Below are 21,084 nucleotides of genomic sequence, written 5' to 3' on the forward strand. Positions count from 1 at the left end.
CCTCAGTGCGCAAAGCGTTGATGGATGACGCTCAGTTCATCGATCGGCCGATCGGTGATCGGCATGGCGCTGCGCAGTCTTTGTTGCAATTCGGCCCATTGATCGTCGCTGCGCAGATGGGCGACGGCCAATGGCTCACCGGCTTCAATATAGCGGCCGGGTTTGACGATGTTGGTCAGGCCGACGGCTGCATCAATGCGTTGATCGGCCCGGGTGCGGCCACCGCCCAGCGCCACCACGGCCAGACCAATGTCGCGCACTGTCAGCGCTTGAACATAGCCGGACTGCGCTGCGGTGATGGGCTTGATAATGGGGGCTTTGGGCAGAACTTCATCCCAGCGTTCCAGAAAGTCAGCCGGGCCGCCCAGGGCACTGACCATACGCGCAAAACGTTCGGCGGCGGCACCGCTGTCGAGTGCCTTGAGCAACTGGGCGCGGGCGTTATCGAGCGAATCCGCCAGGCCACCGCTGAGCAGCATTTCCGCGCCCAGCGCCAATGTGACTTCATGCAAGGCCGCATCGCGGGGGCCGCCGGTCAGGTATTCGACTGCCTCCGCAACTTCCACCGCATTACCGGCTGAACGCGCCAGCACCTGGTTCATATCGGTGAGCAGCGCGGTGGTTTTTACCCCGGTGCCTTCGGCGACAGCGACGATGCTTTGCGCCAGTTGTTCACTCAGTTCCGGCGTCGGCATAAAGGCGCCGCTGCCAACTTTGACGTCCATGACCAGTGCATCCAGGCCTTCGGCGAGTTTTTTCGAGAGGATGGAAGCGGTGATCAGATCCAGGCTTTCCACGGTGGCGGTAACGTCGCGAATGCCATAAAAGCGCCGGTCGGCCGGTGCCAGATCGCTGGTTTGACCGATGATGGCGACGCCAAGGTCGTGCACGGTTCGTTCAAAGACGGCATTGGATGGGTAAGGGTTATAGCCGGGAATGCTTTCCAGCTTGTCGAGCGTGCCGCCGGTATGGCCGAGGCCGCGGCCGGAAATCATCGGCACATAACCGCCGCAGGCGGCGACCATGGGGCCGAGCATTAAGCTGACCACATCGCCGACACCGCCGGTGGAGTGTTTGTCGAGCACCGGGCCGGGCAGGTCCCAGCGCAGTACCTTGCCGGAATCGCGCATGGCGAGCGTCAGAGCGACACGTTCGTCCAGCGTCAGGCCATTGAAATAGACCGCCATGGCAAAAGCGCCAATCTGGCCTTCGCTGATCGATTCGTCCTTAATGCCCTGGACGAACCAGCGCAGTTCGGCATCGCTCAGTGTCTGGCCATCGCGTTTGCGACGGATGATTTCCTGCGGCAAGAACATCTCAGTAACCGTTGCCTGAAGGCGCAGACGGCGCGGCGCCCAGAGTCGTCAGCAGGTCGTTAAGCAGGCTGGACGCGCCAAAGCGGAAATGCTCGGCGTTAATCCAGTCTTTACCCATAAGACGTTCGGCCAACGCCAGATATTCACCGGCTTCTGCCGTGGTGCGGATGCCGCCGGCGGCTTTAAAACCGACGTCCTTACCACTGTCGGCAATGGCTCGCAGCATAATCTCGGTGGCTTCGAGGGTGGCGTTAACCGCTACTTTGCCAGTGCTGGTTTTAATAAAGTCGGCGCCGGCGGCGATGGCAATATCGCTGGCCTGACGAATCAGTTCAGCGCTTTCTAATTCACCGCTTTCAATGATGACCTTAAGTTTCACCGCCGCACCGCAGGCGGCTTTGCAGGCGCTCACCAGTTCGGCTGGGATTTCGGTATCGCCAGCGATCAGGCTTTTGTAGGGCAGGACAACGTCGACTTCGTGCGCACCGGCAGCGACGGCATCGCGCGTTTCGCGCACCGCACGATCGATATCGTCGCTGCCATCGGGGAAGTTGGTGACGGTGGCAACACGCACCTGGTTCAGGCCACGCTGGACCAGCGTTTTGCGCGCCACATCGATAAAGGCCGGGTAGACGCAGACCGCAGCGGGACTGCCAAAAGGCGTCTGCGCCGATTCGCACAGAGCCGCAATAATGGCTTCGTTGTCGGTGTCGTTGAGGCTGGTCAAGTCCATCAGGCTGAGCGCCTGACGGGCCAGGGAGGCATTGTCTGTCATTTATTGTCCAAATGGTCAGATTATGCGCGGCAATTTTAGGCGCAAGAACCGCCAAACACAATTGCCGCTGGCAGCGTTCTAGGGCTTTACACCCTGAGTTAGCCAAGGGCGCGATAAGACTTGTGCCGGTAATTCTCGGGTTAGCATCTTTTGACAGTTATTTATCGGTGAAAAAGATGGCAAACTGTCGCCTTTCGATGGACCAAAGAGGCGCCTGTCGCGCCATCTGTTAGGAGACAAGTGTGATTCGAGCATCGCAGTACGCCATCCTCTGGGTGGTTACCTTGATTCTTTGGGGAGCCTCATTGGTAGGTCTCCTTTTTTTTGGTTTGAACGCGCTGGATACTCAATCGTTATTGATTCTTTTGGGTCTGGTTGCGTTGGCCGGCGGCGCCTCGTTAACAGCGCTTAACCAATGCCAAAACCGGGTGACGGAAGCTTATAAGGAACTGAGCCGTGTGCGTCGCTCGTTGCAGGAAAGTCATTTGGAAATTGATCGTTATGAATACGAATCCAAGCAAAGTGCTGACCTGCGTCGTCTGGTGTTAACCTCCGCCCAGGAAAAAGATCAGGCGCTCGACAGCATGGCGCTGGCGTTGAATACCGCCATGGCAGAAGTGCTGACCTTGGCAACATCCGAAGAAGCCGATGCTCGTGATCGCATCAAAGAACGCGCTGAATTGATGCAACGTTATGCCGAAGATTTGCGCGCTCTGGCACGCCTGGAATTGAAGTCTGAAGTGCCACGCCATGAAGACGTGAATTTCCTCAATCTGGTCGAGCGGTTTTTGGATGAGTGGAACCGTTACGGTCGTTCGCGCGATGTCAAAATTAAGCTGGAACATCAGGAAGACCAACTGCCGCTGGTCTCCGACGTTAACTGGTTGCATAACCTGCTGACGCGCGCCATTCAGGCCTTGGTGCGAATGAACCGCGAGTCCACCATCGATGTGCATTTAATCGGTTATATCGATGCCGAATTGGGCGATGCCTTGCGCGTTACGTTGAATGCGCGCGGTCGTCGTCTCGATGCCGAACAGCTGGCGTCGTCGGTCTCCGGTTATACCCGCATTATCGATCAGGGTGCTGATGTCGGACCGGGCTTATCCTTTGTCGTGGCGCGTCGTCTGGCGCAAATGCTGCAGGGTTATCTGGAAGTGAACGACAGTGGCACCGGTACCGAAGTGGTGTTGGTATTGCCACGGCGTCTGGATGACGCCATGGACGAAGAAGACGCTTAATAGCGTTGCAGTCTCCGCGATAAATAAACCACAACCGCCGCCGCTTAACGCGGCGGCAGGTTGTTGAAGGTTGGCGTTACCCAGCGAGCGTCAGCTTGAACATCCGCCGGTTCATCGGCCGGATAGAAACCGATCAAACCCTGCCCATGCTCGTTGTAATCGCGGGCCATACCATCGCCCACCTGATGCAATACCAGGCGGCGACTGCCTTCTGCAATAAACTGCGATTCAAAGAAACGCACGAAGCCATCCAGACTGATGTTGTCCACTTCACCGGCCAGACGTTGACCGGTATTGAAGTTGGGATTGTCATCCATGATGGCGTTCCAATAGCGCTGACTGAGGTCGTATAAATTATCCGCCGGCGCCGTCAGACTGGTTTCCAGTCCCTGTTTGAAACTGCGGAATTCGGCTTCGCTCATGCTGCGCATCCGTTGTGCAAAACGCGTCATAAAGCGATCGGAATAAAGTTGCAGCAGAGCCGGATCGGTCGAGGGTGATTGGATATAAACCACCAGGCCGGGCCAGTCGTGTACCGAGTGCGCGCGGGCAAAGACCACATAACCGAGCTGTTCCTGAGTGCGCAGTTCGGTGAAGTAGGGGGTATTGAGCACCTGGCCGGCCAGGGCGTAGAGCGCGCGTTCGCGTAAGCTGTCATTAGTGCCCTGATAGTAGCCGAGCAGGGCGGAGTCGTTATGGTCAATGGACAGCTCATGGCGGTAGCGACGGCTCGCCAGCGCAGCGATTTGCGCTTCTACCTTCGGTGCGTTGGTCGATGGCGGCAACATCAGGCGGGCGCGATCTGCCAGGTTGATGGCGGCTTGCTGGGTCATGTTGCCGTGCACCAGCAGCGTCAGTCGATGATTGGCCAGCCAGCGGTCGCGCAGTTCATTGAGGTCGGTCGGAGTGACGTCTTCCAGCGCTGCCAACAATTCATCCGGAGTCTGCGAATCCTCAATCAGGAATTGGCTTAAGCGACGGAACAACTGATTAACCACCGGATCTTCGTCGGCGTTGCGCAGGCGTCGGGCCAGGTCGTCTTTGAGGCGTGCAAAACGATCCGGGTCAATGCTGTGCTCGGCCAACTCCACCAGAATGGTATCGAACAGGGTTGGCAAGGGTTCACTGAAGCCGTACAAACGCAGATGCATGCCGCGGCTGTTGGTGGACAGTCCATAGCCGGAACCGGCCAGGCCAGCGGCATAACGGAATTCACTCAGCGCATCGTCAACCAGGTCCAGATACAACTGCGCCATCACCCGGTCACGCGCGCTGGTGCGGGTTTCCGGTGTTTCGATGAGCATGGAAATATCCAGCTTGGGCGTGCGGAACTGGTCATCCTGTTCGAACCAGAGTTCATAACCCGGCGCCGTTTGCACGATCTGTGGCTGGTTTTTGTAGAGGCTGCTGCTCGGCCCTTGCAGTGGCAGTACGCCCAGATCGTCGGGAATAAACGGATTGGCGTCCGGTAATTTCAAGGTATCGCTGGTGTTGGGATTGCGCCATTGCGCCAGGGTGTTGCCCGACAGCGGGGTCAGGCTGTAAGGCGTGTCATACCAGCGGCTGCGCACATCCTCGGGTGCTTCGGGGTGCATCAATACCACCAGGGCGTTATCGGGCTGGAGATAGCCGAGCCAGTCGCGCAGCGTATCGTCATCGAAATCGCTCAGTTGGTAAGGCCCGCGCAATACTTCTTTGGCAGGGTAGACCGACAGCCGTTCGGCCAGCCGCTGTACCGTGGCAGCCGGGTCGACCTTTTCGGCAAACTCGAAATTCACGTCGTTGATGTCGGCCAGTTCGTCGTAGCGCCATTCGTCGAGACCTTGATCGGCAATCAACTGCAAATACTCAAACGCCAGACTCGCCACATCCTGCCAGTTTTCCAGGCCGGTTCGGGTGAGCTGGACACTGAGCGTGAACTGATCATTGCTGGCGGTTACATCGCCGCTGCGGGCACTGAGTGCCTCAGCCCAGCCGCGTGCTTTGAGCTCGGAAATTAAACTGCCACTGGTTTCCTGGCCCAACAGATAGGCAATAAATTCGCCCGGTTTGGTGTCCAGTTCATCCAGATTACCCGGTACCGGAAAACGCAGTTGCAACAGCCGGGTTTCGCGGCGCGGTTGAATTTCAACCAGGAACGGCAGATCGGCGTCTTCGAAAAACGGTTGGTCAAAAACCGGAGCTTCGGACTCGACCGAACGCACGCCGCCAAAGCGTTCATCCACCCAGGCCTTCAGGGTGGTCATATCCTGCGGCCCATAGACCGTCAGCGCCATGCGTTCGGCGACGTAATGCTGGCGATAGAAGCGCATCAGCTGGTCGCGCAGGTCGGCGACATCGAGAGTATCTTCGTTGCCGATCGCCAGGCGTGATGCCGGATGTTCACGGACGTAGAGTTCGCTCAGAACATCCTGCTGGCGACGACCGTCGTTTTGCAGGCTGGCGGTAAACTCCGAGTTCACCGCCTGGATTTCACGCTCAACGAAGTCGGCATCGAACAGCGGCGCGATAAAGAACTGCGCAAAACGATCCAGCGCCGGCTCCAGTTGCTCAGCATCGATATCGAAGTAATAGAGGGTGTTTTCCGAAGCGGTATAGGCGTTGTTGTTGCCACCACCCTGTTCGATAAACTGATGATAGCTGTCGACTTCCGGGTATTTTTCCGTGCCCAGAAACAGCACATGTTCCAGCAGATGCGCCAGGCCAGGAATCTCGGGCGGGTTGCTCCAGGAACCGACGGTGACATTCAAAGCTGCAGCCGCCTGTTCGCTGTCGGTGTCAGACACCAACAGGACTTTCAGGCCGTTACTGAGTTCATAGCTCTGAAAATGGCGGGTCTCAAAATCGCTGACCACGATATTAGACGGGTTCCGCTGGGCGATCACCTGGCTGTACCAAAGGCCGACTCCGGCCACAACGGCCACTAAAACGGCCGCTATGGCGACTCGAACGCCTCGCTTCATACTGTGCTCCTGGCTGGGCTGACAAGGCGCCGATTGTAACGGTCTACCCCGGCCCTGTCATGGCAAGGTGTCTAGCGTTGCGACCGGCGTCGCCCGGACGTTGTGATAAAGCCGTATCGCCCCTATAAAGAGGGCAATTGAATGATGATCGAGGCAGTCATGAGCCAACAAACCAGCAACGTCATTACCGTGACGGAGCAGAACTTTCAGCAGGTGATGGTCGAAGAGTCCAGCAAGCGACTGGTGGTGATGGATTTCTGGGCCGACTGGTGCGCGCCCTGTAAAGCCTTGATGCCCATCCTGGAAAAGCTGGCCGCCGAATACCCCAACCAACTCTTGCTGGCCAAGGTGAACGCCGACGAGCAGCAAAACATCGTCGCGCAGTTTGGCGTACGCAGTTTGCCGACGGTGGCCTTTATCCAGAACGGTCAGCCGGTGGATGCCTTTATGGGCGCCGAACCGGAATCGGCGATTCGTCAGCGCTTGGAAAAGTATCTGCCCAAACCCTGGGATGAACTGCTGCAACAGGCGGCAGAATTTCAGGCCGCTGGTGATCCGGGCCAGGCGTTACCGCTGGTGCAGGAAGCCTATCGACTCAGCAACGAAGACACCGAAATCGCCTTTATGCTGGCCAGCGTCTTTATCGACCTTAAGCGTGGCAATGACGCCGAAGCCATTCTCGATGCCATGACCATGCAGCAGCAGACCGAACCGCATTACAAAGAACTGCGCTCACGGTTGAAACTGCTGGCCGAAGCGTCCGAGACACCGGAAATTCAGGAATTGCAACAGCGCCTGCAAGCCAATCCGGACGATCTGGAATTGGCCTATGAATTGTCGGTGCAATACAGCCAGGCCGGACGCAGCGAAGAAGCGCTGGAAACCTTGATCGGCGTGCTCACCAAAGACCGCAACTTCCGCGACGGCGGCGCCCGCAAAACCTACCTCGATATCCTCAACGGTCTGCCCAAAGGCGACCCGCTGGCGGCACGTTATCAGCGTAAGTTGTTTACGCTGCTGTACTAAGCAAGAAGTCATCCAAATAAAGAAGGCACCCGAGGGTGCCTTCTTTATTTGTGCTTGTTAGCGTCTAACGTCTCCCGTCAGCGCAGCGAGCATTCAGCGTTTCTTTAAAACCAAACTACCAATCGAATAACCCGCGCCAAACGAACAGATCACCCCGACATCGCCACTGCGCAAATCTTCGTGGTGCAGATTGAAGGCGATAATCGAACCGGCCGAGGCGGTGTTGGCGTAGCGGTCGAGTACGATCGGTGCGAGATCGTTGCTGGCGACTTCGCCCAGCAAGCGTTTGGTAATCAACTGGTTCATGTTGATGTTGGCCTGGTGCAGCCACCAGCGTTTGACGTCGGTGACGGCCACGCCGACCTGAGCGACCTGCTGCTCCAGATGATCCGCTGCCATCGGGCAGACCTCTTTGAACACCTTACGACCTTCCTGATGAAACAACTTGTCCGGGCCGAAGGGGTCGCTTTCGTAGGCGTGTGAGATGTAGCCGAAGTTGGAGCGGATGTTGTTGGAGAACACCGTCTTGGCCTGGGTGCCGAGAATGTCGTAGACATGCTCGCCTTCGGCTTGGTCGCCGCGTTCCACCACCATGGCAGTGGCGACATCGCCAAAAATAAAGTGGCTGTCGCGATCGCGGTAATTGACCTGAGGAGAGGTCAGTTCCGGGTTGATAACCAGCACCGCACCGGCGCTGCCGGCACGAATCATTTCGTTGGCGCGATGCAAGGCAAAGGTCGCCGCTGAGCAGGCGACCAGCATGTCAAAACCAAAGCCTTCAATGCCCAAGGCATTCTGCACTTCGATGGCGATGGCCGGGTAGGCGCGGGCGGTATAGGCGCAACTGACGATGACGGCATCGATTTGCGAGCCTTCTCGTTTGGCCGCGGCCAGTGCTTTACGTGCTGCCTGCATGGCCATTTCGGCCTGATGGCTGAGTTCGTCATCGCCGCGTTCGGATAGGCGCGGACGCATCCGGTCGGTTTCCAGAATGCCGTCTTTTTCATAGACGTAACGCTGGCGAATGCCACTGGCTTTTTCGATGAATTCCGCTGAGGACGTTGCCACCGCAGACAGTTCGCCGGCGTCGATTTCCGCCTGATGCTGTTGGTTGTATTCATCGGCGTAGCGGTTGAGCACGTCGACCAATTCTTCGTTGGTTAAAACGTGTTCCGGTGTCCACAGACCAGCGCCACTGATAACGACTTCTTCGGTCGGGCGGTATGTCGGCATGGCGGTGATTCCTTCTTCGTGATGGGGTTCGAGCCATCGACGGTCGGGCGGTGACGGTCGATAAGAGCGGCAGTGTAGCACGCGCCCCAGCCTTGGTCAGGCTTTGGAAATAAGCGTTCCGTTGTGACGCTTGACTCAAAAAATTAATAGTGATCTAAGTTTTTTGGTGGGGCGTACTGGCCGATTATAGGCGGTTACAGCTTGATTGTTGGTCTGCAATTGGGTAATAATCTTTAGTCACGAAAATTTAGACAACTAATTAATTTAGACGATTGAACGCTTATCGAGGTAGTTTCCCTCACGGCTTATTCAGCTTTTTAGCCCAGAGCGAAACCATTTCGGAGCCGCCATCGTTCAAGGGGAAAAATGTCGATCAAACTGGAAGTACGACATCTCTATAAGGTGTTTGGAGGCGATCCTGAACCGGCCTTCGAACGGCTCGAAAAGGGCATTCATAAAACCGAAATTTTTGAACAAACCGGTCTGACCGTTGGCGTCCAAGACGCCAATCTGGAAGTCCACGAAGGCGAGATTTTCGTGGTGATGGGTCTGTCCGGCTCCGGTAAGTCCACACTGGTTCGTCTGCTTAATCGATTGATTGAGCCGACCCGCGGCCAGGTCTTAATCGACGGCGAAGACGTCGCTGCCATGAGCGATGCCAAGTTGCGCGACGTGCGCCGCAGCAAGATCAGCATGGTGTTCCAATCCTTTGCCTTGATGCCGCATCTGAGTGTGCTCGATAACACGGCTTTTGGTCTGGAGCTGGCCGGTGTCGATCAGTCCACTCGGCATCAGGCAGCACGCGATGCGCTGGCCCAGGTCGGCCTGGAAACCAACGCCGACAGTTACCCGGACGAACTCTCCGGTGGTATGCAGCAACGCGTCGGCCTGGCCCGGGCCTTGGCATCCAACCCGGACATCATGTTGATGGATGAAGCCTTCTCCGCGCTCGATCCGTTGATTCGCACCGAAATGCAGGATGAATTGCTTAAGCTGCAAAGCGAGCATCAACGCACCGTGGTGTTTATTTCTCACGATCTGGATGAGGCCATGCGCATCGGCGATCGCATCGCCATTATGCAAGGTGGTGAAGTGGTGCAGGTCGGTACACCCGATGAGATTCTGCATAACCCGGCCAACGACTATGTGTCGTCTTTCTTCCGCGGTGTGAACGTCGGCAATGTGTTCTCTGCCAAGGACATCGCCCGCAAGAGCCAGACCACCCTGATCAAGAAAGAAAGCAGCAGTGGCCTGCGCGCCAGTCTGAAACGGCTGCAGGATAACGACCGCGATTTTGGCTATGTGGTCGACAAGCAGAACCGCTATCTCGGTACCGTATCGATCGATTCTCTCAAGGCTCAGGTGGAGCAGGACAGCTCTCTGGAAGCCGCCTTTGTCGCCGACATTCCGGTGGTCGATGCGGCCACCTCCATCAGCGATATTCTGACCATCGTCGCCCAATCGCCCTGTGCGGTTCCGGTGGTCGATGAGCAACAGCAATACCTGGGCTCGGTCAGCCGCGCCACCTTGCTGGAAACCCTGGACCGGGAGAATGAATCATGACTGCAACGAATCCTTGGGCAACCAGCCAGCCGGAAGAGCCGGCCAATGAAGCCGCCGCCAATCCTTGGGGCGCGACCTCCGATGCCGATACCGCCAGCAGCCTTTCTTCTGCCGGCCAGCTCGACCAGGCCAGTTGGGATTTCTGGCACCCGTTTCAAGGCGAGTGGTTTCCGCTGCAGGACTGGGTAGAAACCGCCATCGATTGGGTGGTGTCGAATTTCCGTCCGGTTTTCACCGTCCTCAAACAGCCGGTCGACACCATTCTGTCGTTTTTCGATGCGCTGCTGAATGGCGTGCCGCCGTTCATTATGATCGCGCTGATTGCACTACTCGCCTGGCAGGCATCAGGACGCAAACTGGCGCTCGGTACCGTTGTCAGTCTGGTGTTGGTCGGTGCTATTGGCGCCTGGTCCGAAGCCATGACGACGCTGTCTTTGGTGCTCACCGCGGTGTTCTTCTGCATGGTCATCGGCATACCGACGGGCATCTGGATGTCGCGCAGCGATAAGGTCGCCAGTGCGATACGACCGGTACTCGACACCATGCAAACCACGCCCGCGTTCGTCTATCTGGTGCCCATCGTCATGCTGTTCGGCATCGGTAATGTGCCGGGTGTGATCGTCACCATTATCTTTGCGGTGGCACCGGTCATTCGCCTGACCAATCTGGGCATTCGCCAGGTACCGGAAGATTTGATTGAAGCGGCCAATTCCTTTGGCGCCAGCAAACCGCAGTTGCTCTACAAGGTGCAACTGCCGTTGGCGATGCCGACCATCATGGCCGGTGTTAACCAGACCTTGATGTTGAGTCTGTCGATGGTGGTCATCGCGTCAATGATTGCCGTTGGTGGTCTGGGCCTGATGGTACTGCGCGGCATCGGCCGGCTCGACGTTGGTCTGGCTTCGGTGGGTGGTATCGGCATTGTGCTGCTGGCCATCATTCTTGATCGCATGACCCAAGCGTTAGGCCGAGATGCGCGTGCCCGAGGCACCCGACATTGGTATCAGACCGGCCCGGTTGGCTTGGTGCGCAAACTGATTTTACCGCGACGCGGCGACTGAACTGTCGTCCGTCTTTTTGACCGAAAACCACGGTTTCACTGAAACATCCGAACCGACGAGGAGAGGATTATGTACGCTAAGAAAGTCCTGGGCGTTTCCGCCCTGTCTCTGACGCTGGGCCTGACGGCTCATGCTGAATCCATGCCTGGCGAAGGCGTTACCGTTCAACCGGTACAAAGCACCATCGCCGAGGAAACCTTCCAAACCATCGTTATCAACGAAGCGCTGCGCGAGCTGGGCTATGAGGTTGAAGACATTCAGGAGCTGGATTACAGCGCCGGCTACACCGCCATTGCCAATGGTGACGCCACCTTTATGGCGGTGAACTGGTATCCGCTGCACAACGGTATGTACGAAAATGCCGGCGGCGATGATGTCTTCTATCGCGAAGGCAACTACATCACCGGTGCCGCGCAAGGCTATCTGGTCGATAAAGCCACCGCCGAAGAATATGGCATCGACAACCTGGGCAATTTTGCCGATCCGGAAATCGCTGCACTGTTCGACACCAATGGCGACGGCACTGCCGATCTGACCGGTTGTAACGCTGGCTGGGGTTGTGAAGGTGTGATCGAACATCAACTGGACGAGTTCGAGCTGCGCGACAGCATCGACCACAACCAGGGTCAGTACGCGGCTCTGATCGCCGACACCATTACCCGTTACAACGATGGTGAATCCATCTTCTACTACACCTGGACACCTTACTGGGTTTCCGGCGTATTGGTTCCGGGTGAAGACGTGGTCTGGCTGGAAGTGCCTTACTCAGCCAACCCGAACGGTACCGATACCGCTCTGTCCGATGGCACCAACTACGGCTTTGAAGTGAACAGCGAGCGCATCGTTGCCAACCAGGAATGGGCTGATGAGAACCCGGCCGCAGCCAAACTGTTTGCAGTGGCTAAACTGCCGATCAACGCAGTGAGCGCTGAAAACGGTTTGATTGCCGATGGCGAAGACTCTCAGCGTGAAATCCGTCAGCACGCTCTGAACTGGATTTCAGCTAACCAGGACACCTTCGATGGCTGGCTGGAACAAGCTCGCGCTGCTGCCGACTAATGGTTGTTTGTTGATCGATTAACAACATCGATTCGCTTAAGCCGCATACTCAGCTATGCGGCTTTTTTATGGACTAACAGACAGACACTGAGGTTCGCGGTTTGCAGATCAAGCGGTTATGCTGCGCGCTTTGGTGATTACTGGATGCGTTGCCGATGCAATTTTTTTTCTCCCTGACTTTTGCGCTGCCTGAGGGCCAAACTCTGGACGCAGAACAACTGCAGGCGCAGCTGGCGTCTGTGCCATTAACGCTGGAGCCAGCCAGCGGCCAGGTTGAATCTTTTACCGCCCATTTCAGTCCGGATGGAGACAACGTTACGGTCGAGCTGGAAAAGGCGCGCCAGGATGTGGAAGACACCATCGCCGGAGCCCAGCTGGTTGGCATGGACCTGCTCGAAACGCCGTCACATTAAATGCTTGAAGGCGCGAGCGTCAGCGCTGGCCAATCATTGCCAGACTTTCCTCGGCAAAGCCGGTACCGGCTTCGGTATAAAAGTTGAAGACCTTATCGATGCCAGCTTCGATCAGCAGCAAGCGCTCATCTTCATAGCGGGCGATGGCGGCCAACTGACCCTTAAAGTTGGCGCGTTTTAACTGGTTGGTCACATTGCGACTGTCATCAATGGACGGCAGCGCCAGCAGGATCAGTTTCACCGACGACAAATCCAGATTTTCCCACAAATCGGCGTCTTCACCATCGCCTACAAAGGCTTTCATGCCTTCATCGGCCATGCGTTCAATCCGGGATGGATCGGCATCCATGCCCCAAACGTTCTCACCCATCAACTGATAGAGCGCGCGATAAGCGCCGGTCCCGACACGACCCAAACCGATCACCACAATCTGTGCATTCCTGGGTTGAGTTAACACATCTTCCGGCAAACGTTGCTGACGTTCGAATCGGGTCAGCCAGGCTTTATTGTGTGAATAAAGCGCGTGAGCGCGCGGGTACAACAAACTGGTAATGATAAAAGAGAAGGTCACAGTGAGCGCCAATATCACCAGCCACTGGGCCGGCAACCAGTCCAGATCCACCGCCAGGTCAGCGACAATCAAACCGAACTCGCTGTAGTTCGCCAGCGCCAGCGCACCCAGCCAGGCAGTACGACCGCGCAAGCGCATGGCCAGTAACAGACCGTAAAACAACAGGAACTTCAGCGGCAATAACAGCGTTAAACCGAGCGCTATGCCGACCATGCCAAGCGTCGGCAGGGCGGTAAAACCAATCGATAAAAAGAAACCGATCAGAAATAAATCTTTAAAACCCAACAAGGCTTTTGACAGCTCAGTCGCCTTGACGCTGTGGCTGAGCAGCATGCCGGCAATCAGCGCGCCCAGGTCACCTTTGACGCCGACCAGAGAGAATAATTCATAACCGCCGAGCGCCAGAAAAAACCCGGTTAACGGCAATAATTCACCATGGCCGGCGGTATCGAGCAGGCGATTGAGCAAGGGACGAAATAAGGGTAAAGCAAGCAGAGCGATGGCCCAGTACGACGGCATCTTGCCGGTGGCAAAGACCAGAAACAGCACCGCCACCACATCCTGCATGACCAGCACACCAATGGCGAGACGACCATGGCGGGTGCGCATTTCGCCACTTTCTTCGAGTAACTTGACGATGCAAACGGTGCTGCTGAAGCTAAAGGCAAAGGCTAATAAAGCGGCAGTATTCAGAGACAAACCGGAAAAATAAGGCAGCGCAGCGCTGGCAAGCGCCAGCAGAATACCGGTGCAGATAACACACCAGACGGCCATTTCACTGAGCGTACCCGCCCAGACTTCCCGGCGCAGCAAATCACCGATTTTCAATTTCAGACCGATGGTGAACAGCATCAAAGTGATGCCTAAATCGGCCAGGGTTTCCAATCCACCCCCCGGTGTTACGCCGAGAAAATGCAGTGCAAAACCGGCTAATAAATAACCGACCAAAGGAGGCAGACCCAGCGACTTAACCGCCAGACCAAAAACAAAGGCAACACAGAGCAGCAGGAAATCCATAAGGGAGGAAGGTGATTCCGTTTTTCTTTAGCTTAGCACAGCGTCACCGTTGCCTCATCCGTACAAGAATGCCAAAAAAAAACCGCCCGAAGGCGGTTTCCATCTTGGACAGGTAATCAGACCTTATTCACCAATTGCTGCACGCTGTCCTTGGCATCGCCAAACAGCATGGCGCTGTTATCGCGATAGAATAGCGGATTGGTAACACCCGCATAACCGGTGGCCATGGAGCGCTTGAGAATCACCACCTGTTTGGCGTTCCAGACTTCCAATACCGGCATGCCGGCGATCGGTGAGCCAGGCTTTTCCTTGGCGTCCGGATTGACGATGTCGTTGGCGCCGATCACCAGCACGACGTCGGTGTCCGGAAAGTCGTCGTTGATCTCGTCCATTTCCAGCACGATGTCATAAGGCACATTGGCTTCGGCCAGCAGCACGTTCATATGACCGGGCAAGCGACCGGCAACCGGATGAATCGCAAAGCGTACCGTCTTGCCCTGCTTGCGCAGTTTGTCGGTCAGATCAGCCACCGCTTGCTGGGCGTGGGCGACGGCCATACCAAAGCCCGGTGCAATCACTACCGATTCGGCGTTCTTTAACCAGTCGGCTACTTCATCATGGCTGGCGCTGCTGGCTTCGCCGTATTCGGTGTCGTCATCGGTGGCTGTCGCGTTACCGAAACCACCGAGAATCACGCTGAGAAAAGCGCGGTTCATCGCCTTACACATGATGTAACTGAGGATGGCACCGGACGAGCCGACCAGCGCACCGGTGATGATCAGCAGATCGTTGCCGAGCATAAAACCGGTGGCTGCCGCTGCCCAACCCGAGTAGGAATTGAGCATCGAAATCACCACCGGCATATCGGCGCCGCCGATGGCAGCCACCAGATGCGCACCGAGCAGCAGCGCAATGACGGTCATGGCAATCAGCAGGTTCAGATCGCCGGGGCCATGACCATCGGGCGCAAAAATTACCAGCATGACCACGGCGGCCAAAAGCGCCAACGCATTCAGGCCGTTGCGCAGTGGCAAGGTCAGCGGCTTGCTGGAAATAATGCCCTGCAATTTGCCGAAGGCGATCCAGGAACCGGTGAGGGTGACCGCACCGATAAAAATGCCCAGATAGAGTTCGGTGTTGTGGATGATGCGTTCGGCACCATCGAGATGATTGCGCGGGTCGAGATAGCCACCCCAGCCAATCATGACCGCCGCCAGACCGACGAAGGAATGCAGCATGGCAACCAGCTGTGGCATCGAGGTCATTTCAACGCGATGCGCCAACCATAAACCGATCACCGCGCCAACCACCATCGCTGTTGCCAGCAAGGCATAGGCTTCAACCGCCGCTGAAGCCACGGTGGCAACAATGGCGATCAGCATGCCGGTCATGCCGTAGAGGTTGCCGCGTCGGGCGGTTTCCTGAGAGCTCAATCCACCGAGCGAGAGAATGAAAAATACACCGGCCAAGAGGTAGGCCATGGATAAGACAGCGTTCATTCCTGACCCTCCCGACGAAACATATTGAGCATGCGGCGAGTCACATAAAAACCGCCGGCGATGTTGATCGAGGTGACCAGAATGCCGATGGCGGCGAGCACCGTAACCACGGTCGAGCCACTACCGGAGACCTGCAGCAGTGAACCGATAATGATGATCGAGGAGATCGCATTGGTGACACTCATCAGCGGCGTGTGCAGCGAATGACTGACGTTCCAGATCACCTGCCAGCCAACAAAAACCGCCAGCACAAAGACGGTGAAGTGACTGATAAAATCGGCCGGAGCGACGGCACCCAATCCCAGCAACAAGGCGCCGGCAATCAACCAATAAAGCGCGATCGGCTGAGCGCGTTTGGCGGCGGTTGTTGTTTGCGGTGTGGGTTCTGGGGCTTTGGTTTCGGCTTTCGGCGCAGCGGAAATCTGCGGCGGCGGTGCCGGCCAGATCACCTTGCCCTGATGCACGACGGTGCAACCGCGGGTGATGTCATCATCAAGGTCAAACGTCAGTTCGCCATCTTTATTTGGGCACAGATGTTCGAACAACCGCAGCACATTGTTGGATAACAACTGGCTGGCCTGGGTCGCTGCCCGCGCTGCCAGATTGGTGAAACCGATGATTTTAACGTCGTGCTGTTCGACGATTTCATCGGCCACAGTGCATTCGCAGTTACCCCCGTTGGGTGCGGCCAGATCGACCACCACGCTGCCCGGCGCCATGGCTTTAACCATCTCTTCAGTGATCAGCTTGGGCGCCGGCTTACCGGGAATCAGTGCCGTGGTGATAATGATGTCGACCTCTTTGGCCTGCTCCATAAAGAGCGCCATTTCAGCGTCAATAAACGCCTGCGACATCTCTTTGGCGTAGCCGCCGCTGCCGGAACCGTCTTCTTCCAGTTCGACCGTCAGAAACTGACCGCCCATGGATTCGACCTGTTCTTTCACTTCCTTGCGTGTATCGAAAGCGCGCACCACCGCACCGAGGCTTTTGGCGGCGCCGATGGCCGCAAGGCCGGCGACACCCGCGCCAATGATCAGTACTTTGGCCGGCGGGATTTTACCAGCCGCGGTGATCTGGCCGGTGAAGAAACGACCAAACTGGTTGGCGGCTTCGATCACCGCGCGATAACCGGCGATGTTCGCCATAGAACTGAGCACGTCCATTTTCTGCGCACGTGAAATGCGCGGAATGGCATCCAGTGAAATGGCGTTGGCACCGCGTTCGGCAAAGGTGTTCAGAGTGGCTTCGTTTTGCGCCGGGGCGAGAAAGGAAATCCAGGTTTTGTTACTGCCCAGAGCGTCCAGTTCACTGCCATCGAGCGCTGTATGCTTAGGCTGGGGTCCGTTGATCTTGACCAGAATGTCGGCCTGATCGTACAAGGCGGCAACGTCGCCAGTCACCTCGGCGCCAGCTTCAATATAACGTTCATCGGAAAATTGAGCGGCGGCGCCGGCATTGCTTTCGATGCGTACCTTAAAGCCCAGCTCAATCAGTTTTCGGGTGGTGTCGGGCGTGACGGCTATCCGGGTTTCTCCGGGTAGGCGATCGCGCGGCACGGCGATAGTCAGAGGCATGCTTACTCCCGTTTGTTGTCATCAGTTGACGTTCGGTAGTCGAATTTATTGTGATTATTGTTGTTTATGGCTGGTTGTTTTTTATTGATGTGTACCAGCTTTCTCTCAGTAAGCGCTGCTTATAGTGACGCTTGCCGGTGACCACTTCAACAAAGCTCATTCATAAAGTTGCTGGTTTTGACCATTCCACCAAAGTCTAAACCGCCCTGGAACGCCCACCTGGTTTGAGAAATCGCCAAGTCGGGGTTATTCTTTGCGGGCGAGTCACAAGCCCCTGGAAGCCAGATAACAGAAGCCAGATAACAACAGTGAAACGGCTTCAGCTCAGTTTTAAACGAGATGTTTCCATCAGTTGGATTCGGGCAGACCCCGTTACTCAAGCGAACCTTGAGCGACATCGGTTGGTCGGCGCTTGTCGTCTGGCAATTTTGAAAACTGGATACAACCAAAACTAAAAAAACCAAGAAGCTGACCTCGGCCCTTATCGCCGGTCTGTGTCAGTCTCGATCCCTAGCAGGAGAGTCAAATGAAAAGACGTGACGTCATCAAAAAGGGTCTGATGGGCGCTGGCGGTGTTGCCGCTGCAACCACTCTGTCAGCACCGGCTATCGCTGAAGAGCGTATTACCTGGCGTATGGTTACCACCTGGCCGCGTAACTTCCCGGGTCTGGGTGTGGGCGCGCAGCGTTTGGCCGACCGCATCACCGAAATGTCCGGTGGTCGTCTGACTGTTGAAGTCTATGCCGCTGGCGAACTGGTTCCGGCCTTGGGTGCTTTCGATGCCGTCATCGAAGGTTCTGCCGAAATGAGTCATGGCGCTGCCTACTACTGGCAGAACAAAAGCCGCGCCACTTCGTTCTTCACTGGTGTGCCTTACGGCATGACCTCGCGTGAACTGTCTGCCTGGATTCGCTATATGGGCGGCCAGGAAATCTGGGACGAAGTTTACGATCAGTTCGGCGTGAAAGGTTTTATGTCTGGCGATACCGGTACTCAGGCCGGTGGTTGGTTCCGCAACGAACTTAACAGCCTGGACGACATCGACGGTGTGCGTTTCCGTACGCCTGGTCTGGGTGGTCAGGTCTGGGAGCGCCTGGGCGCGACTGTGGTCAACATGGCCGGTGGCGAGATCTATCAGGCGCTGCAATCCGGTGCTTTGGATGCCGCCGAGTTCGTCGGCCCTTATAACGATCTGGCGCTGGGCTTCTATCAGGTCGCCAAGAACTACTACATGCCGTCTTTCGTTGAGCCGGGTCTGGCCACCGAAGCGGTGGTTAACAAGTCCAAGTTTGCTGAGCTGCCGGCCGATCTGCAGAAGATCGTCGAGTACGCCTGCCAGGCGGAATACGATCAGGTGGCGTCCGACTTCTACGCCAACGATCCGATTGCGCTGCAAACGCTGGTTAACCAGCACGGTGTACAGGTGCGTTACTTCCCTGAAGACATCCTGCGTGCCGGCGCTGAAGCGGCCAAGGACATTCTGGGCGAGCTGCGCGACAGCAGCGATGCACTGACCAAGAAAACCGCCGACAGCTACTTCGAATCGCTGGCGGTACTGCGGACTCGTACCGAACAGGTCGATGGTCGCTTCCTGCAAGCGCGCGAGCAGTTCTTCCAGCCCTAAGTGGTATTGGGATAACGGCAATAAAAAAACCGGCCCTTGGGCCGGTTTTTTTGTGTCTGCAAAACTTAGCTGTAGAGCAGGTTCGGCAACCAGGTGACGATGCCCGGGAAGACCACCAGGACGGCGATTACCGCCAACTGCATCACCACAAAAGGCACAGCGCCTTTGTAGATGTCGGTGGTTTTGACCGTTGCCGGGGCCACACCGCGCAGATAGAACAGCGCAAAACCGAACGGCGGCGTCAGGAAGCTGGTTTGCAGGTTGACCGCTACAATCACGCCCAGCCAGACCGGATCGACACCCATCATCAACAGAATCGGTGCGGTGATTGGCAGCACCATAAAGATGATCTCGAAGGTATCGAGAATAAAACCGAGCAGGAACATCAGCAGCATCACAAAGATGATGGCGCCGAATTTGCCGCCGGGCAGGGCGTTGAGGAAGTCGTGTACCAGATCATCACCGCCCATCATGCGGAACACCAGCGAGAACACCGTCGCGCCGATCAGGATGATAAAGATCATCGCCGTGGTGTTGGCAGTGGCGTACATCACTTCACGCAGGTTGCGATAGGTCAGCTTGCGATGGAAGGCAGCCAGTATCATGGCGCCGACCGCACCGACCGAGGCCGATTCGGTGGCCGTGGCAATGCCACCGAGAATGGAGCCCAGCACCGCGATGATCAGCAACAGCGGGGGTATCAGAGTGGTGATGACATCACGACCCAGACGGGCGCGATCTTCTTCGCTGGTTTCCAGCGCCGGACAGGATTCCGGATCGGTGATCGCCTTGAAAATCATATAGCCGATAAACACCACCACCAGCAGCAAACCCGGTACAAAAGCGCCAGCAAAGAGATCACCAACCGACACCGGTTTGGGTGCGAAATTACCCAGCGACATCTGCACCTGAGCGTTGATGCCGGCGAGCATGTCGCCCATAAAAATCAGCACGGTAGAAGGCGGAATAATCTGCCCCAGCGTACCTGAGGCGGTAATCACGCCGGTGGCCAGCGGCGTTTTATAACCGGCTTTCAACATCGCCGGCAGCGACAGCAGACCCATGGTGACAACGGTCGCGCCGATGATGCCGGTAGAGGCCGCCAGCAAAGCGCCGACAACAATCACCGAAATACCCAGACCACCGCGCAGGTTGCCAAACAGACGACCCATGGTAATCAGCAACCCCTGAGCGATGCCGGAGCGTTCGAGCATCATGCCCATAAAGATAAACAGCGGCACCGCCACCAAAACTTCATTGAGCATGATGCCCATATAACGCGGTGCCAGACTCGACAGGTTGGATAAATCCAGGGCACCGAAAAAGTGTGCGATGGCGGCAAAAATCAGCGAGGTGCCGGCCAGCGAAAAGGCCACCGGGAAGCCGAACATCAGCACACCGATGATGGTGAAAAACATGATCAGGGCGAGGATTTCGCCGATGAGTGAAGCGTCCATCAGGCGTGCTCCTCGTAACGATAGTCTTCAGGAACCAGGTCTTCGCGATTATTCAAAACCAGAATGCTGCGGCCGATCATGGCCAGGCCTTGCAGCGCGATCACCAGTGCAAACACCAGAATAAAACTCTTCATGACAAACAGACCGGGCATGCCGCCATAGTTGGATGAGCCTTCCCAGAAACTCCAGGAGCGCAACACATAAGGCGTGCTGTAGTGCACGATGGTGTAGATGAACGGGGCGATAAAAATCAGTGCACCGCCGATATCGACCCAGGCACGACGCTGCTTCGGCGCGGTGCGATAAAACACATCGACGCGCACATGGCCTTCACGCAGCAAGGTGTAACCGGCAATGCCCATAAACATGGCGCCATTGAGCCAGACATAGAGATCCTGCATCCAGACAAAGCCGATGGAAAAGGCGTAACGCAGCACGACGACGGTAAAGCAGACCAGCACGATGGCCAGCGTAAACCAAGAGAACACTTGCCCCAGCAAGCGATTGAGATGGCACAGCGACCTGACCATCGAGGCTAGGTATTTCATCGGGGATCCTTCAATATCATACGGGCGAATCAGCGGGGTTGGCCCCTGGTGAATTGTCGTTGTATCGTTTTGTTATCATCGTTGGGACCGGGCCAACGCGCGCTAGTTTACTGTATGACGGGCGATTGAGACCAGCCTGTAAGC

General features: G+C 56.5%; 16 protein-coding genes. 7 read left to right on the plus strand and 9 right to left on the minus strand.

What is annotated here, in order from left to right:
• Positions 1–2: 2 nt before the first annotated feature.
• Together deoA and deoC are read right to left on the minus strand one after the other, a co-directional pair.
• Positions 3–1,316: a thymidine phosphorylase gene (gene deoA, locus ABMA60_RS06415; RefSeq protein WP_392800330.1), complete on the minus strand. Its 1,314-nt coding sequence runs from the start codon at positions 1,314–1,316 to the stop codon at positions 3–5.
• A 1-nt stretch (position 1,317) separates the two neighbouring features.
• On the minus strand, positions 1,318–2,091 hold the full coding sequence (deoC, locus tag ABMA60_RS06420) for a deoxyribose-phosphate aldolase (protein WP_392800332.1): 774 nt from the start codon (positions 2,089–2,091) through the stop codon (positions 1,318–1,320).
• 242 nt (positions 2,092–2,333) lie between these two features.
• Between deoC and ABMA60_RS06425 the strand changes: the two genes are divergently transcribed.
• On the plus strand, positions 2,334–3,332 hold the full coding sequence (locus ABMA60_RS06425) for a sensor histidine kinase (RefSeq protein ID WP_392800334.1): 999 nt from the start codon (positions 2,334–2,336) through the stop codon (positions 3,330–3,332).
• 44 nt (positions 3,333–3,376) lie between these two features.
• On the opposite strand, the gene ABMA60_RS06430 is transcribed toward ABMA60_RS06425, so the two are convergent.
• On the minus strand, positions 3,377–6,295 hold the full coding sequence (locus ABMA60_RS06430; protein WP_392800337.1) for an insulinase family protein: 2,919 nt from the start codon (positions 6,293–6,295) through the stop codon (positions 3,377–3,379).
• Between the two features lie 159 nt (positions 6,296–6,454).
• Here ABMA60_RS06430 and trxA point away from each other — a divergent pair, with 159 nt between their 5' ends.
• Positions 6,455–7,321, plus strand: coding sequence for a thioredoxin (gene trxA / locus ABMA60_RS06435; RefSeq protein WP_392800340.1), 867 nt, complete (start codon positions 6,455–6,457; stop codon positions 7,319–7,321).
• 93 nt (positions 7,322–7,414) lie between these two features.
• On the opposite strand, the gene ABMA60_RS06440 is transcribed toward trxA, so the two are convergent.
• On the minus strand, positions 7,415–8,554 hold the full coding sequence (locus ABMA60_RS06440) for a beta-ketoacyl-ACP synthase III (RefSeq protein WP_392800343.1): 1,140 nt from the start codon (positions 8,552–8,554) through the stop codon (positions 7,415–7,417).
• A gap of 366 nt (positions 8,555–8,920) precedes the next feature.
• Between ABMA60_RS06440 and proV the strand changes: the two genes are divergently transcribed.
• The 4 genes from proV (at position 8,921) to ABMA60_RS06460 (ending at position 12,650) form a co-directional block, all read left to right on the plus strand.
• The gene (gene proV, locus ABMA60_RS06445) at positions 8,921–10,117 is read left to right on the plus strand and encodes a glycine betaine/L-proline ABC transporter ATP-binding protein ProV (protein ID WP_392800346.1); all 1,197 of its coding nucleotides are present in this window, start codon (positions 8,921–8,923) and stop codon (positions 10,115–10,117) included.
• A complete protein-coding gene (proW, locus tag ABMA60_RS06450; RefSeq protein ID WP_392800349.1) occupies positions 10,114–11,178 on the plus strand; it encodes a glycine betaine/L-proline ABC transporter permease ProW in 1,065 nt (354 codons plus the stop codon). Before proV ends, proW begins: the two co-directional genes overlap by 4 nt.
• A gap of 69 nt (positions 11,179–11,247) precedes the next feature.
• Entirely contained in the window at positions 11,248–12,237 is a 990-nt protein-coding gene (proX, locus tag ABMA60_RS06455) for a glycine betaine/L-proline ABC transporter substrate-binding protein ProX (RefSeq protein ID WP_392800351.1), read from the plus strand.
• 155 nt (positions 12,238–12,392) lie between these two features.
• Positions 12,393–12,650 carry a hypothetical protein gene (locus ABMA60_RS06460; RefSeq protein ID WP_392800354.1) on the plus strand — a complete coding sequence of 86 codons (258 nt, stop codon included), beginning with the start codon at positions 12,393–12,395 and terminating at the stop codon, positions 12,648–12,650.
• A 19-nt stretch (positions 12,651–12,669) separates the two neighbouring features.
• On the opposite strand, the gene ABMA60_RS06465 is transcribed toward ABMA60_RS06460, so the two are convergent.
• The 3 genes from ABMA60_RS06465 to ABMA60_RS06475 all read right to left on the minus strand — a co-directional run bounded on the left by ABMA60_RS06465 (position 12,670) and on the right by ABMA60_RS06475 (position 17,305).
• Entirely contained in the window at positions 12,670–14,238 is a 1,569-nt protein-coding gene (locus ABMA60_RS06465) for a cation:proton antiporter (protein WP_392800356.1), read from the minus strand.
• Between the two features lie 116 nt (positions 14,239–14,354).
• On the minus strand, positions 14,355–15,737 hold the full coding sequence (gene pntB, locus ABMA60_RS06470) for a Re/Si-specific NAD(P)(+) transhydrogenase subunit beta (RefSeq protein WP_392800358.1): 1,383 nt from the start codon (positions 15,735–15,737) through the stop codon (positions 14,355–14,357).
• The gene (locus tag ABMA60_RS06475; protein WP_392800432.1) at positions 15,734–17,305 is read right to left on the minus strand and encodes a Re/Si-specific NAD(P)(+) transhydrogenase subunit alpha; all 1,572 of its coding nucleotides are present in this window, start codon (positions 17,303–17,305) and stop codon (positions 15,734–15,736) included. The genes pntB and ABMA60_RS06475 overlap by 4 nt, the downstream gene beginning before the upstream one ends.
• Positions 17,306–17,837: 532 nt before the next feature.
• On the opposite strand from ABMA60_RS06475, the gene ABMA60_RS06480 reads away from it, so the two are divergent.
• Positions 17,838–18,935: a TRAP transporter substrate-binding protein gene (locus ABMA60_RS06480; protein WP_392800361.1), complete on the plus strand. Its 1,098-nt coding sequence runs from the start codon at positions 17,838–17,840 to the stop codon at positions 18,933–18,935.
• A gap of 65 nt (positions 18,936–19,000) precedes the next feature.
• On the opposite strand, the gene ABMA60_RS06485 is transcribed toward ABMA60_RS06480, so the two are convergent.
• Together ABMA60_RS06485 and ABMA60_RS06490 are read right to left on the minus strand one after the other, a co-directional pair.
• The gene (locus ABMA60_RS06485) at positions 19,001–20,392 is read right to left on the minus strand and encodes a TRAP transporter large permease subunit (protein ID WP_392800364.1); all 1,392 of its coding nucleotides are present in this window, start codon (positions 20,390–20,392) and stop codon (positions 19,001–19,003) included.
• Positions 20,392–20,940, minus strand: a complete 549-nt coding sequence (locus ABMA60_RS06490; protein WP_392800366.1) for a TRAP transporter small permease subunit — start codon at positions 20,938–20,940, stop codon at positions 20,392–20,394. Before ABMA60_RS06490 ends, ABMA60_RS06485 begins: the two co-directional genes overlap by 1 nt.
• Positions 20,941–21,084 lie beyond the last annotated feature (144 nt).

It is taken from the genome of Saccharospirillum sp. HFRX-2 (assembly GCF_043196805.1).
In the GTDB taxonomy this organism is placed as follows: domain Bacteria; phylum Pseudomonadota; class Gammaproteobacteria; order Pseudomonadales; family Natronospirillaceae; genus Saccharospirillum.

Excerpts from the sequence above, each read along its gene's own strand:
- ABMA60_RS06460 (WP_392800354.1), top strand. The coding sequence starts at position 12,393 with ATGCAATTTTTTTTCTCCCTGACTTTTGCGCTGCCTGAGGGCCAAACT.
- ABMA60_RS06465 (WP_392800356.1), bottom strand. The coding sequence starts at position 14,238 with ATGGATTTCCTGCTGCTCTGTGTTGCCTTTGTTTTTGGTCTGGCGGTT.
- ABMA60_RS06485 (WP_392800364.1), bottom strand. The coding sequence starts at position 20,392 with ATGGACGCTTCACTCATCGGCGAAATCCTCGCCCTGATCATGTTTTTC.
- ABMA60_RS06440 (WP_392800343.1), bottom strand. The coding sequence starts at position 8,554 with ATGCCGACATACCGCCCGACCGAAGAAGTCGTTATCAGTGGCGCTGGT.
- ABMA60_RS06480 (WP_392800361.1), top strand. The coding sequence starts at position 17,838 with ATGAAAAGACGTGACGTCATCAAAAAGGGTCTGATGGGCGCTGGCGGT.
- deoC (WP_392800332.1), bottom strand. The coding sequence starts at position 2,091 with ATGACAGACAATGCCTCCCTGGCCCGTCAGGCGCTCAGCCTGATGGAC.
- ABMA60_RS06430 (WP_392800337.1), bottom strand. The coding sequence starts at position 6,295 with ATGAAGCGAGGCGTTCGAGTCGCCATAGCGGCCGTTTTAGTGGCCGTT.
- proW (WP_392800349.1), top strand. The coding sequence starts at position 10,114 with ATGACTGCAACGAATCCTTGGGCAACCAGCCAGCCGGAAGAGCCGGCC.
- pntB (WP_392800358.1), bottom strand. The coding sequence starts at position 15,737 with ATGAACGCTGTCTTATCCATGGCCTACCTCTTGGCCGGTGTATTTTTC.
- deoA (WP_392800330.1), bottom strand. The coding sequence starts at position 1,316 with ATGTTCTTGCCGCAGGAAATCATCCGTCGCAAACGCGATGGCCAGACA.
- proX (WP_392800351.1), top strand. The coding sequence starts at position 11,248 with ATGTACGCTAAGAAAGTCCTGGGCGTTTCCGCCCTGTCTCTGACGCTG.
- ABMA60_RS06490 (WP_392800366.1), bottom strand. The coding sequence starts at position 20,940 with ATGAAATACCTAGCCTCGATGGTCAGGTCGCTGTGCCATCTCAATCGC.
- proV (WP_392800346.1), top strand. The coding sequence starts at position 8,921 with ATGTCGATCAAACTGGAAGTACGACATCTCTATAAGGTGTTTGGAGGC.
- trxA (WP_392800340.1), top strand. The coding sequence starts at position 6,455 with ATGAGCCAACAAACCAGCAACGTCATTACCGTGACGGAGCAGAACTTT.